General features: G+C 52.2%; 13 protein-coding genes. 4 read left to right on the top strand and 9 right to left on the bottom strand.

Annotated elements, in window-relative coordinates; translation table 11 throughout:
• Positions 1-48: 48 nt before the first annotated feature.
• Positions 49-456, bottom strand: coding sequence for a hypothetical protein (locus B0B12_RS17165; RefSeq protein WP_076671437.1), 408 nt, complete (start codon positions 454-456; stop codon positions 49-51).
• A 78-nt stretch (positions 457-534) separates the two neighbouring features.
• Positions 535-1,434: a S66 peptidase family protein gene (locus tag B0B12_RS17170; protein WP_076671438.1), complete on the bottom strand. Its 900-nt coding sequence runs from the start codon at positions 1,432-1,434 to the stop codon at positions 535-537.
• A 166-nt stretch (positions 1,435-1,600) separates the two neighbouring features.
• Between B0B12_RS17170 and B0B12_RS17175 the strand changes: the two genes are divergently transcribed.
• Positions 1,601-3,127, top strand: a complete 1,527-nt coding sequence (locus B0B12_RS17175) for an AbgT family transporter (RefSeq protein ID WP_076671439.1) — start codon at positions 1,601-1,603, stop codon at positions 3,125-3,127.
• Positions 3,128-3,221: 94 nt separating this feature from the next.
• On the opposite strand, the gene B0B12_RS17180 is transcribed toward B0B12_RS17175, so the two are convergent.
• The 3 genes from B0B12_RS17180 to B0B12_RS17190 form a co-directional block, all read right to left on the bottom strand.
• Positions 3,222-3,824 carry an outer membrane beta-barrel protein gene (locus B0B12_RS17180; protein WP_076671440.1) on the bottom strand — a complete coding sequence of 201 codons (603 nt, stop codon included), beginning with the start codon at positions 3,822-3,824 and terminating at the stop codon, positions 3,222-3,224.
• 163 nt (positions 3,825-3,987) lie between these two features.
• Complete coding sequence (locus B0B12_RS17185) at positions 3,988-4,923, bottom strand: hypothetical protein (protein WP_076671442.1); 936 nt, start codon at positions 4,921-4,923, stop codon at positions 3,988-3,990.
• A gap of 103 nt (positions 4,924-5,026) precedes the next feature.
• The gene (locus tag B0B12_RS17190) at positions 5,027-5,407 is read right to left on the bottom strand and encodes a RidA family protein (RefSeq protein WP_076671445.1); all 381 of its coding nucleotides are present in this window, start codon (positions 5,405-5,407) and stop codon (positions 5,027-5,029) included.
• 199 nt (positions 5,408-5,606) lie between these two features.
• On the opposite strand from B0B12_RS17190, the gene B0B12_RS17195 reads away from it, so the two are divergent.
• Both B0B12_RS17195 and B0B12_RS17200 read left to right on the top strand, forming a co-directional pair.
• Positions 5,607-6,584, top strand: a complete 978-nt coding sequence (locus tag B0B12_RS17195; RefSeq protein WP_076671447.1) for a radical SAM protein — start codon at positions 5,607-5,609, stop codon at positions 6,582-6,584.
• A gap of 186 nt (positions 6,585-6,770) precedes the next feature.
• Positions 6,771-7,292, top strand: a complete 522-nt coding sequence (locus B0B12_RS17200; RefSeq protein WP_076671449.1) for a gamma carbonic anhydrase family protein — start codon at positions 6,771-6,773, stop codon at positions 7,290-7,292.
• Between the two features lie 45 nt (positions 7,293-7,337).
• Here the strand turns inward: B0B12_RS17200 and B0B12_RS17205 are convergent, their stop codons facing one another.
• Together B0B12_RS17205 and B0B12_RS17210 are read right to left on the bottom strand one after the other, a co-directional pair.
• Positions 7,338-8,675: a hemolysin family protein gene (locus B0B12_RS17205; RefSeq protein WP_076671452.1), complete on the bottom strand. Its 1,338-nt coding sequence runs from the start codon at positions 8,673-8,675 to the stop codon at positions 7,338-7,340.
• A gap of 179 nt (positions 8,676-8,854) precedes the next feature.
• Positions 8,855-9,166: a hypothetical protein gene (locus B0B12_RS17210; protein ID WP_076671455.1), complete on the bottom strand. Its 312-nt coding sequence runs from the start codon at positions 9,164-9,166 to the stop codon at positions 8,855-8,857.
• A 401-nt stretch (positions 9,167-9,567) separates the two neighbouring features.
• Here B0B12_RS17210 and B0B12_RS17220 point away from each other — a divergent pair, with 401 nt between their 5' ends.
• Positions 9,568-11,781 carry a protein-disulfide reductase DsbD family protein gene (locus B0B12_RS17220; RefSeq protein ID WP_076671461.1) on the top strand — a complete coding sequence of 738 codons (2,214 nt, stop codon included), beginning with the start codon at positions 9,568-9,570 and terminating at the stop codon, positions 11,779-11,781.
• 97 nt (positions 11,782-11,878) lie between these two features.
• On the opposite strand, the gene B0B12_RS17225 is transcribed toward B0B12_RS17220, so the two are convergent.
• Positions 11,879-12,487, bottom strand: coding sequence for a superoxide dismutase (locus tag B0B12_RS17225; RefSeq protein WP_076671463.1), 609 nt, complete (start codon positions 12,485-12,487; stop codon positions 11,879-11,881).
• An 88-nt stretch (positions 12,488-12,575) separates the two neighbouring features.
• Positions 12,576-13,025 carry a nucleoside deaminase gene (locus B0B12_RS17230; protein WP_262890299.1) on the bottom strand — a complete coding sequence of 150 codons (450 nt, stop codon included), beginning with the start codon at positions 13,023-13,025 and terminating at the stop codon, positions 12,576-12,578.
• Between the last annotated feature and the right edge of the window lie 24 nt (positions 13,026-13,049).

A 13,049-nucleotide genomic window follows, 5' to 3' on the forward strand; every position in this document is an offset into this window, starting at 1 on the left:
AGCTGTTTCGAGGTTGAGACGGAATTGGCGATGGTGCGTTTATAAGCGCTATAGGTGTTGTTGCGCCTTCATAGCTTTTGCTTTTTTCAAAATAATCCAAATTAGGATAGAGAAAGAAAGCGTTATGATGGCAAAGAATTTCTCAAAATTTGTCTTTGCTACCATGTTTCCGATCGTGTTTAAGACAAACAACCCTAGGAAGGCCCATAAAACAAGGTTCACAATCTTCAGTGGCAAGATCTGCTTCACATACTCTCCTTTTATTAAAAGAACGAAGCCCAGAAAGATGTTGATTGCCAAAGATATCGATTCGAATACGTACATCTCAGCATCACTCTTCAATCTACCACCCCATGTGATTTCATAGGGAATAAGCTTGAAAAGAATAGCCATGTGAAAAATAGTGATAGCTACGATTAGCCATAACATGATTTTAATTGCAATTCTCTTATCCATGTCCTTGTAATTTAGATCTTTAGACGCACAATTACTGTCTATAAGGAATTATTCCCTATAACATCTAATATAGCGTAGTTATGAGGAATGAGCATACTCCAGCCTCACCCCATTCTCCGCAACTTCCAGCCTTGCCGTGCGGCCGCACACCAGCGCCAGGTTGTCCGGCTCGTGGCCGGTTGGGAAGCCGTAGCAAACAGGGTAGCTATACTTGCCGCTGTGCTCGGCGATGATCTCGTAGGCGTCTTTTCCGAAAGGGATGGCGTTGTCTTTCATATCGCTGAAATGGCCCACGATAAGGCCGGCGAGGTCTTTGAGTTTGCCGGCGCGGTCGAGGTGCACCATCATGCGGTCGATGCTGTAGAGGTACTCGTCCACGTCTTCCAGAAACAGGATCTTGCCCTTTGTGTTGAAATCAGAGCTGGTGCCGGAGACGTTGTGCAACAGGGCCAGGTTGCCGCCGATCAGCTGGCCTTCGGCTATACCTGTGCGGTTGAAGGCATGCGAAGCGGTGCTGTAGCTGAGCTCCTCACCGAAGAGCACGCGGCGCAGGCTGTCCAGCGCAGCCACAGTGCCGGTAGGGAAGAGCAGGGGCATGATGCCGTGCACGCTTTCTATACCTAAGCTGTGGATGTGGCAAAGGAGGGAGGTGATGTCGCTGAAGCCAACGATCCACTTCGGGTGCTGCTGGAACTTACTGAAATCTACCTGATCGAGGATGCGGGTGGTACCGTAGCCACCGCGGGCACAGATAATGGCCTTGATATCGGGGCGGTCGAGGGCCTGCTGCAGGTCCTGCAGGCGCAGGGCATCTTCGCCGGCAAACACACCGTACTGCGCCCCCACCGTAGGGCCGACCTCTACCTCCAAACCCCAGCTTTGCAGTATGTCGATGGCGGCGGCTATTTCTTCGCGGCTGATGAGGCGGGCGGTGGCGATGATGGCGATTTTGTCGCCGGGCTGTAGCGGTCTGATCATGGGTAACGCAATTTTTGATGATAAGCGAAGGTATGGCTTTTTGTTAAAATTTGCGAGGCTGCAAAATTTTGAACAAATTCGGAACCCCGTTTGCTATGGCCTTGGTTGCCCGGCACCTCTACCTGAACAAGTGCTGCGCGGGCGGGAACCTTAAACCAACCTTTTTATGACGCAAATCAAGACAAAAAAGTCAGGAGTTGACAAGTTTCTGTCGGTGATAGAACGTATTGGCAACGCCTTGCCGCACCCGGCCACGCTGTTTGCGGGCTTTGCCCTGCTGGTTATCATCCTCTCGTGGGTAGCCAGTATGTTCGATTTGGCAGTGACACATCCCGGCACCGGCAAGATCATAACACCGGTTAACCTGCTCTCGGCAGAAGGACTCCACATGATCCTGACCCGCATGGTAACCAATTTCACCGACTTCGCCCCGCTGGGCACGGTGCTTGTTTCTTTGCTGGGTATAGGTATAGCCGAGGGCACGGGCCTGATTGGGGCGGTGCTTCGCCTGGTGGTGCTATCCTCACCAAAGCGCTTGCTCACCTTTGTGATTGTATTCGCAGGTGTTATCTCTAACACGGCTTCTGAAGTAGGCTATGTACTGCTGGTGCCGCTGGCTGCGGTGATCTTCCTGGCGGCCGGCCGTCATCCGCTGGCTGGTCTGGCCGCAGCTTTTGCCGGTGTGTCGGGTGGCTACAGCGCTAACCTGCTGCTGGGCACCATTGACCCGCTGCTGGCTGGCCTGTCTACGGAGGCGGCCCGCATCATCGATCCGAACTATACCGTGAACCCGGCTGCCAACTATTACTTTATGTTCGCATCTACCTTTGTAGTGGCGGCGCTGGGCACCTGGGTGACGGAAAAAATCGTGGTGCCAAGGTTGGGAGAGTATAACGGAGACGAAAAACCGGAAAGTATTGACCGCCTGAACAAGCAGGAGAAGAGAGGCCTGCTCTACGCAACCATCTCCATCATCTTGTCCACTGCTTTTGTACTTGGCGGCCTGCTGCCGGAAGGCGGTTACCTGCGCAACCCGGAGACGGGTGAAATCCTCAACTCGCCTTTCATGTCAGGCATTGTGGCCTTTATCTTCCTGCTTTCTGCCATTGCAGGTATAGCATACGGTATCGGCGCCAAGACCATCAAAAATGACAGCGACGTGATGCGCGGCATGTCCAAGTCGATGGAGACACTGGGCTCTTACATCGTGCTGGTGTTCTTCGCAGCGCAGTTCGTGGCTTACTTCAACTGGACCAACCTGGGGCTGATCCTGGCCATTAACGGGGCTGATGTGCTGAAGACCTTGGGACTGAGCGGCATTCCGTTGATGATCATGTTCATCCTGGTGTCGGCCTCCATTAACATGATCATGGGCTCTGCCTCTGCCAAGTGGGCGATCATGGCACCGGTGTTCATCCCGATGTTCATGCTGCTGGGCTACTCGCCGGAGTTCACCCAAACGGCCTATCGCATCGGCGACAGCGTAACCAACATCATCTCGCCGATGATGTCGTATTTCGCCCTGATCGTGGCCTTCATTCAGCGTTACGACAAGAAAGCAGGTTTAGGCACCGTTATCTCAACCATGCTGCCTTACTCTATCGTGTTCCTGATCGGCTGGGTTCTAATGTTTATTGTCTGGATCTTGCTGGACCTGCCGATTGGCCCGGGAGCACAGCTGTATATGCCCTAACAGGTATAGCCTTTAATATAAAAAGAGCCGGAGCAGGTATAGAAACTGCTTCGGCTCTTTTGTTTTAAGCGGGTTGCTTAATGGAGGCTATGCCTTAAAACAACTTCAGACCCACGCTTACCAGGATCTGCTTATTAGCCAGGTCGTAATTGCTCTGATTAGTTGGGTTATCGAAGCTGCGGTTGATGCGTTCGTAGCGCACGTCCAATGTCAGGCGCTGAATGTCGAGGCCAACGCCCGCCTGGTAGCCCCAGTCAGAGTTCTCCATAAAACTCTTGATACTCTGCCCGTCCTGGCGTGCGCTCAGCAGCGTGGAGGCCACCGGACCTGCCTGCAGGCGCACTACATTGCCCAAGCTTATACCTGCCATAATGGGCACGTCGAGGCGATTGAACTTGATATCGGCTACACGGTTGGCTAGCGTGGCGTTGGGGTTCGACTCTAGGCGGCCACCCGTCTGTGTAAACACGGCTTCGGGTTGCACAAAAAGGCCTAAGATGTTGATGCGGGCAAAGGCACCGGCATGGTAACTGGTCACAGATTCTTTTTTTGCATACTCAGCGGGGTTGCTGGTGACGTCATGCACACTCACGCTCGATGAGCCCACGCCCGCCTTAAGTCCACCCGTCAGGAACTGCGCCTGTGCTGCCGTGCTAAGGGCAAACAGCGCGAATATGGTCAGCACTAAATTTTTCATAGCTATCAGATTAAATTCTACATGGTTATACCTTAGCCAAAGCGGCACAGGTATAACGAATTATCAATAGCCTTTTAGTACGTAACCGTGTGAATATAGGGTATAGTAAGTCTTGTTATAGGATTAATCAAATAATAATCATCTCCGTCTCCGGATCTGTCACTTAAAGTTGCTCTTTGGAAACAACATTTACTTCGCCCGCTTCCAGTTCCATATGGGTATTGGTCAGTTGTGCGGCCTGTGCTTCTTTCCAGAGTGACCGCAACCGTTTGTGAAAGCGTTGGTCCCCGCCGTTCTCGCTCGAGACTGGAAAGTTGACGAAGGTGCCGTCCTTCAATTCGAGGAACAATTGGCTGTCCTCCAGGAAAGAGGGGTCTGCATGGAAAGTGATGTTCTGGATAGAGTCGAAGGGCATGAGGATGGCCGGTTCGTCCCAGGAGTTGTTGTACACGACTACCTTTTTGTCAGTGAAAAAATAGAAACCGTCTGTAAAGTCGCTGAAAGCATCCGAGTACCAGTATTGGATTTGCTCAGTAGGGTCTAACAGACCTTCGTCGGTGGCGAAACTCACATATTTTGCCTTCAGCTGTCTGCCGGGAACAACCTCAGTACCCGGGCCACCAGCGGCGACCACGACTAGCCAGATAAAAAGACCCAGCACGAGCACGCTAAATCCGGACAGCACATAAAATGCAATACTCCGTTTCTGAGGGCCATGCTCCAGTTCGGCAAGGCGCTTGGTATGGGTGTGTAGTTTAAAGGCGGCAATGGTACCCATCAGGTAAAAGTACCCAAAAATCAGGGTGCCAAAGCTAAGAGGAAACTGTCCGTTATAGGCAGATTCAATAAACTTGGAAAGCACAAAGTATACCAGCAGGCCTAACGCACTGAACCTGCTTTTTTTATAAATGCCGAATGTGAGTGCGGCGATCAGTGCCGCGTCAAACAGCGTCCATGTGTTGAAGCCTGAGCTATACCTGAAATCTTCATGGTAAGTACCTATCAGCGAAGCTAAAATGGTTAAAACCGTAGAGATGATCCCTAAAACCCATGCGTTGCGAATATGCTTTTCCGCCTTTTCAATTTCGTGCTGTTCCATTGCCCCTATACCTGTAAAATGATGGCTGCGAGTAAATACCAAATATCTAATATATAGAAAATTTGATTTACGGCATAGGGTGACTGTTAATTTCTAGTGTAGCCTACAGGATAGCGGTTGCCTCGATTTCCACAAGTTGCTCCGGCCTGATGAGGGCGCTTACCTGCACCATGGTAGCGGCGGGCTTTATGTCTCTGAAGATCTCGCCGTGCGCGCGACCCACCGCTTCCCACTGGCTGATATCGGTTACGTAGATGCGTGTACGCACTACCTGCTGCAGTGTGGCGCCGGCTTCCTGCAGGGCCTTCTCTATCTTCTGGAGGATGAAACGGGTCTGCTCATAGGCATCGCCTACACCTACTACCTGGTCACCATCCATGGCCGTGGTGCCCGCCACTTCTACTACATGGCCCACGCGCACAGCCCGGCTATACCCAATCGTATCTTCCCATACCGCGCCGGAGGAGATGTTCTGTCTTTTCATGAGTTCTAAAGTTTAGGAGTTAGAGAGTTTAGGAGTTAGAGCTTGTAGGGACAGATCGCGACCTGTCCGAATCGTGCATGATCAAACAATCAGCAATCAACCATCAACAATTCAACCATCCAACAATTTAGCAATTCAACTACTACCATACCTGATACTCGGACAGAATCCTTAATTTTGGGTAAACAACTTTCCCCGGATGCGTCTGAGATCGAAGCCTGTGCTATGCAACTACTACGTTACCTACCGCTGTAACGCGAAGTGCTCGTTCTGCGACATCTGGGAGAAGCCATCGCCCTACATCACACTGGAGGATGTGGCCCAAAACCTGCGCGACCTGAAAAAGCTGGGGGTGCAGGTGATTGACTTTACAGGCGGGGAGCCGCTCTTGCACCGGCAAATCGACCAGATGCTGGGAATGGCGCACGACATGGGCTTCATCACTACCCTTACCACCAACGGCATGCTGTACCCTAAGTTAGCGGAGCGACTGAAAGGTAAAGTGGACATGCTGCACTTCTCGCTGGACTCGGCCCACAAAGATGAACACGATGCCGGTCGCGGTGTGGCCTGCTACGATTTTGTGATGGAATCGATAGAAGTGGCTAAGCAACTGGGCGAGCGACCCGATATTCTCTTCACGGTTTTCCGGCACAATCTGGACCAACTCGAGGAGATATACCGCACCATTACGCAGCCCAATAATCTGATGCTGATCATCAACCCGGCTTTTGAGTACAATGACGTAGCGGTAGGGGAGCAGCTCACGGAAGAAGAATTAGATTTTCTGACCGCTTTCGGAAAACGCAAAGGCGTATACCTGAACGAAGGCTTTGTGCAACTGCGTCGGGACGGGGGCAATAAGGTGGCCGATCCGGTTTGTAAAGCCGCCAGCACCACACTGGTCATCTCTCCGGAAAACGAATTGGTGTTACCCTGCTACCACCTGGGCACCAAAAGCTTCCCGATACAGGGAAATCTGCGTGCGCTATACCTTAGTGATGAGGTAGAGGAACTGAAGCAACTGGAGGGGCGACTGCCGGCCTGCGAAGGCTGCACCATCAACTGCTACATGCAACCCAGCTTCGCCGTAGAAATAAACAAATACTTCTGGAAAGCCCTCCCCAGCACACTGAAATATAACCTAAGCAAAGGGACGTGGAAGCGGTTAATTTGATGGTTAAATTGCTGAATTGTTAAATTGTTGATTGCTGGTTGCTAATTGTTTGGTGCAAGATTCGGAAATCATTTCCTGCATCATTGCCGGTGCACGATTCGGACGGGTCGCGACCTGTCCCTGCAAAAAACTCTCAAACTTCTAAACTTTCTAACTTTCTAACTTCTAAACTTTCTAACTTAAAATATGCCAGTTATCTTACCTGTAAAAGGAATAAGCCCACAGCTCGGCGACGATTGTTTCGTAGCCGAGAATGCTACCATTGTGGGCGATGTGTTGATGGGGCGCGAATGCTCGGTTTGGTTCAATGCTGTGGTCCGGGGCGACGTGAATGCAATCCGGATCGGCGACAAAACCAACATTCAGGATGGCGCTGTGATCCATTGCACTTATCAGAAGGCGGCTACAACCATTGGCAGCAATGTATCGATTGGGCACAACGCCATTGTGCATGGATGCACCGTGGAAGACAATGTGCTGGTCGGGATGGGAGCCATTGTGATGGACAACGCGCTGGTGCAGAAAAATTGCATTGTGGCGGCGGGCGCTATCGTGCTGGAAAACACCGTATGTGAGTCGGGTTACATCTACGCCGGTATACCTGCCAAAAAGGTAAAACAACTCAGCCATGAGCAGATCGAGGGCCTGGATAAAGTAGCCAACAACTATGTGATGTACAGCGGCTGGTTTACTAACCCGGAGGTGTAGGCTTCCAAAACAGAAAGGCTATACCTGTCCGGTATAGCCTTTCTGTTAATTATTTGGTTCGTCCGTTTGTGGCTCTATCTGGGAGTGAAAATCCTCCTTTACCGTCAGGAGCACCCATTCCACCCGGCGATCCGATTTATCCAGCACCCGTATCTGGTACTCGTTAAAGTCAGCGGCCTCGTTCATGTCGTCCGGTATATGGCCATAGAGCAGGGTCACAAAGCCGCCTATCGTTTCGTAATCCTCACCTTCTGGGATCGGGAAAGGCAAATAGTCGTTCACATCCGAAACTGGGGCACCGCCATTCACACGGTACTCGAAATCGCCGAGACGCTCTACAATTGGCACCTCTTCATCGTATTCGTCCTGAATCTCGCCCACCAGTTCCTCGATGATGTCCTCGATGGTCACGATACCCGACACACCGCCGAACTCATCCGTCACGATGGCCATGTGCATGTGGCGGCGCTGGAACTGCTGCAGCAGGCGCGGGATCTTTTTAGTCTCCGGCACGAAATAGGCCGGGCGCATCAGCTTCTCAATAATGATCGGCTCATTCAGGCGCATCAGGCTCAGAATATCTTTCACGTACAGCACGCCCACAATATTATCGATCGAGCCATCGTAAACCGGGAGGCGGGAATAGCCTTCCTCAAAAATGATCTCCATCAGTTCCGGTTCCGGTATGTTCACATCTATGGCCACCATGCGGGTGCGGGGCACCATGATCTGCTTCACCATTCGTTCGTTAAACTCGAACACGTTTTCGAGGAGTTCGTGCTGGGAGTCAACCAGCAGGCCGCCCTCAGCGCTTTGCTCAAAGAGGAGGCGCAGCTCCTCGGGGGAATGTACTTCGGAGCCGTGCACAGGGCGGATACCCATTGAGCGCAGCACCATGTTGGCAAAGCCGTTGAGGATCCAGATAAAGGGCCTGAACAGGTAGTAGAAAAAGCGAAGGGGCAGGGTGATGGCCAGCGTAGTTGCCTCGGAGCGCTGTATGGCCAGCGACTTAGGGGCCAGCTCGCCAAACACGATGTGCAGCACCGTGATGATGGCAAAAGAGATCGGCAATGCTATTTTGTGGGCCAGCGCGGCGCTGCCCTGAAAGCCGAAGAACTCCATTACGTTGATTACGATCTGGGCCACAACACTCTCTCCGATCCAACCCAAGCCAAGCGAAGCCAGCGTAATACCGAGCTGCGTGGCCGAGAGGTAGGCATCGAGGTGGGTGAGCATGTGCTGGGCAAGCCTGGCCATCGAGCTGCCCGCCTGTGCCCGCAGTTCGATCTGTGAGGCGCGCACCTTCACGATGGCAAACTCCGCCGCCACAAAGAAGCCATTGAGCAATACCAGGAATATAGTGAGTAAGATGTTTAGGACCATAGTGTGTTACGGCGCGGTTTGCTTCCGGCAGCGTAAAATTAAGCTAAATTACGTGTTTTTAATATATATGTATAGGCTATTAGCAAGAATCAGGATTTGAGGCGCCGTACGGGGCGGCAAAGGGCTAAAACAAGAAAAGGTGCCAGGGCACCTTTTCTTGTTGATACGTCTTCAGTTGGCTAGTACTGAGCCAGCATGGTGGGTGCCTGGGCGGTGCTGAACAACTCGCGGGCATTTTCCGCAGAAAGCAGCGGCAGAAAGATCGCCTTTGCCTCTTCTTCGGAAATTATTCTGTAATCATGCTCTGAAGGAGTATCGAGGAAGGGATTGCAGAAGGAGTAAATGAATTCGTCTGAGAAAGTACGGTACACAATATGGAAATTGTGTTTCTCGTCGCGCGCAAGCTTGATGGCCTTGAAGGTAGAATCAAGCGCTCTGCCGCAGACGGTTTTAATAGGGGTATATTCCTGTGGCTGAAAGTTTAGATTCATAGTTTCAGATGGACAATTTGTATATAAACTGATATAGAATAGACGTTTGGAGGGAGTGTAAGATTCCTTCGAAACGCCTGCTATACCTGCCATATCCGTGAACGGTATGAAACTCAGGGTGAACGTCATTGTGTTGGTTATCAGTGATTTGTTATGCTTGCCTACAGTCCTGAAACAAAGGGAAGAGCAAAAGAAGCGGCATGCGGTGCAGCCAGGAAACAACCTATACCTGTTTTCTGTTATTCATGGCACTGGGGGCGGCATAGGCAGGCAATTGCTGGTCTTCTGTCTTTGGTGAGGGAACGATGCTGCTGAACGGATGGGGCTTTCGTCCAAATTTCGTACTTTTGTAGCGCCCTTGCTGGCGTCTGTGATCTAAAGAATTAACTAGGTATACCCTTATGAGAAATAAACCGAGGCTGGCACTCCGGATGCCCTGGCTGCTGGTGGTCCTGATGACTCTTGCAGCGCAAATGGCGCAGGCGCAGGTGCTGAAGCCTGCCTCCTGGAGCTACGATGTTTCCAAAAAGGAAGTCAAAGTAGGTGAGGAAGTCGAGCTCATTTTCAACGTAAAAATAGACAAGGACTGGTACCTCTACTCCTCTGATTTTGACCCTGATCTGGGGCCGATGGTGACGGAGTTCAAGTTTGAAAAACACCCGTCCTACCAGCTGGTGGGCAAGATCAAGCCCGTAAATCCCAAAAAGAAATACGATGACCTCTGGGAAGGAGAGTATACCTACTTTGTAGGCACCGCTCAGTTCAGGCAGAAAGTGAAAGTGCTGCAGCCCGACCTGGTTGTGAAGGGTACTTACGAATACCAGGTATGCACCGACATCGACGGCAAGTGTATCCCGTTTGACGATGACTTTGCCTTTACCAATGCGCAGATCAAAGTAACAGCTGCGAGCGGCGCGGTAACGCCGACTTCTACGCCTACCCAGACACCTGCCGAAGCCATCAATCAGGCCCCTGAGCAAGCCACAACACAGGCTACGGCTCCGGATGGTCTCGATACGGCAGTACCGCCTGCCCTTAGTCAGGACTCGGTGCTGGCTGCTGAGGAAGCTCTGGAAAAAGAGGAAACTGCTGAAACCGTAACGCCCGCTCTGATCGATTTTTCGAACGAAGACGCCTCCGGCGGAAGCATCTGGACCTTTATGCTGATAGCCTTCGGGTCGGGGCTGGTGGCCCTGCTTACGCCTTGCGTGTTCCCGATGGTGCCTATGACGGTGAGTTTCTTTACGGGCAGCAGCCAAAGCCGTGCGCAGGCCATTGGCAAAGCGCTGCTCTACGGCATCTCCATCATTGCCATCTATACCATAGCCGGCACCATCGTGGCCAAGCTGTTTGGGGCCGACGGAGCCAACTTCCTGAGTACGCACTGGCTGCCCAACGTGCTATTCTTTGCCGTGTTCGTGATCTTCGGTATGTCTTTCCTGGGCCTGTTTGAGATTACGCTTCCAAGCTCATGGCTGAACAAAGCTGATGCGCAGGCTGATAAAGGCGGCGTTCTGGGCGTTTTTTTCATGGCCTTTACGCTGGTGCTCGTGTCTTTTTCGTGCACAGGACCGATCGTGGGCAGTATCCTGGTGGCCTCTGCTGGTGGCGAAACGCTACGTCCGGTCATGGGTATGTTCGGCTTCTCGCTTGCTTTTGCCTTGCCGTTTACTTTGTTCGCCATCTTCCCTTCCTGGCTCAGCAGCCTGCCAAAGTCCGGTGGCTGGCTTAACTCCGTTAAGGTTGTTTTGGGCTTTCTGGAGCTGGCCCTGGCACTTAAGTTCCTGAGCATTGCCGATCAGGTATACCATTGGGGCATCCTCGACCGTGAGGTATACCTGGCGCTGTGGATTGTCATCTTCACCCTGATGGGCTTCTACCTGTTGGGCAAGCTCAAGTTCGCACACGACTCGGATCTGCCATACATCAGCGTACCCCGCGTTTTCATGGCCATCGCGACTTTTGCCTTTGTGGTATACCTGATTCCGGGTATGTTCGGAGCACCGCTCAAAGCCCTGTCCGGTTACCTGCCACCACAGTCCACCCACGACTTCGACATCAACGCCCTGGTGCGCCAGAACGGAGGAGGAGGCACGGCGCAGTATACCTCAAACCAACTGTGCGAGCCGCCCAAGTATGCCGACTTCCTGCACCTGCCACACGGTTTGCAGGGCTACTTCGACCTGGAGCAGGCCAAGCGCTGCGCTGCCGAGCAAGGCAAGCCGATCTTTATCGACTTTACGGGCCACGGCTGCGTGAACTGCCGCGAAATGGAGGCAAACGTATGGTCGCACCCCGAAGTGCTGCGCCGACTGCAGGAAAACTATGTGATCGCCGCCCTTTATGTGGATGACAAGAGCGAGTTGCCGGAAAGCGAGTGGTATACCAGCGAGTACGACGGAAAAGAGAAAAAGACGCTTGGTAAGAAATACGCCGACTACCAGATCACAAAATTCAACGTGAACGCCCAGCCTTATTATGTGCTAATGGACGAAAACGAAAATGTGCTGGTGAAGCCGATTGCCTACGACCTGAGCGTGGAGAACTTTGTGAAGTTCCTGGATGCCGGCGTGGAGGCTTATAAAAACAACAAGCAGGTAACGGCTAAGAAGTAATCAAAGCCACTGCTGGTCTAGACACTACAAGGTATAAAAACAAGAGAGCCCCATCTGAAAAGACGGAGCTCTCTTGTTTTAGCTGTCAGGCTATACCTTACTTCGCCTCGTTGTAGCGACGGGTTACTTCCTCCCAGTTCACCACGTTCCAGAAAGCGTTGATGTAGTCCGGACGACGGTTCTGGTAGTTCAGGTAGTAAGCGTGCTCCCATACGTCCAGGCCCAGGATCGGCTGGCCGCCGCAACCTTCTGCAAACGACATCAGCGTGTTGTCCTGGTTTGGCGTAGAGCAGATCTCCAGCTTGCCGTCTTTTACGCACAGCCAGGCCCAGCCAGAGCCGAAGCGCGTTGCAGCAGCCGCGTTGAACTTCTCCTTCATCTGGTCAAAAGAACCGAAAGCGGAGTTGATCGCGTCTGCCAGTTCACCGGAAGGCTGACCGCCACCATTTGGCGACAGGATCTCCCAGAACAGGTTGTGGTTGTAATAGCCACCGCCGTTGTTGCGAACCGCTTTGTTGTCTTCCTTCACGTTCTGCATGATCTCCTCGATGCTCATGTTCTCCATCTCAGTGCCTGCGATCGCCTTGTTCAGGTTGTCGGTATAGGCCTGGTGGTGCTTCGTATGGTGGATTTCCATAGTGCGCGCGTCGATGTGTGGTTCCAGCGCGTCGTAGGCATAAGGTAGTTTCGGTAATTCGAAAGCCATAGTTTTATGTGGTTATATATGTGAATAATAGCATGCGTACAGATTTATAGGTGTACGTATGCGCTTGAAATGCGAGTTTCAAAGTTAGTTATTTTCTTTTGGCTGCAAAGAATGAGGCCATCAGCTCGGCACACTCCTGCGCCATTACACCGCTCACCATCTCAGTTTTAGGGTGCAGCAGATTGCCCACTCTCCTATACCCGCGCTTGGGCTCAGATGTTCCGTACACCACCCGTTTCAGCTGCGCCCAGTAGCTGGCTCCTGCGCACATCACGCAGGGCTCCACCGTTACAAACAGCGTGCAGTCGTTGAGGTACTTGTTGCCCAGGTACTCGGCTGCGGCCGTCAGGGCCAGCATTTCGGCGTGGGCCGTGACGTCGTTCAGTTTCTCGGTTTGGTTGTAGGCTTTGGCGATGATGCGGTTGTTGCTCACTACAACGGCACCGATCGGGATCTCGCCCTCCTCGAAGGCGTACGTTGCCTGCCGGTAGGCCTCCTGCATGTAATGGTCGTCGCTGTGTATCGATAGTAAGTCCACAGGTATAGGTATAAGTTTCGCTTT

The organism is Pontibacter indicus (genome assembly GCF_900156345.1).
In the GTDB taxonomy this organism is placed as follows: Bacteria; Bacteroidota; Bacteroidia; order Cytophagales; family Hymenobacteraceae; genus Pontibacter; species Pontibacter indicus.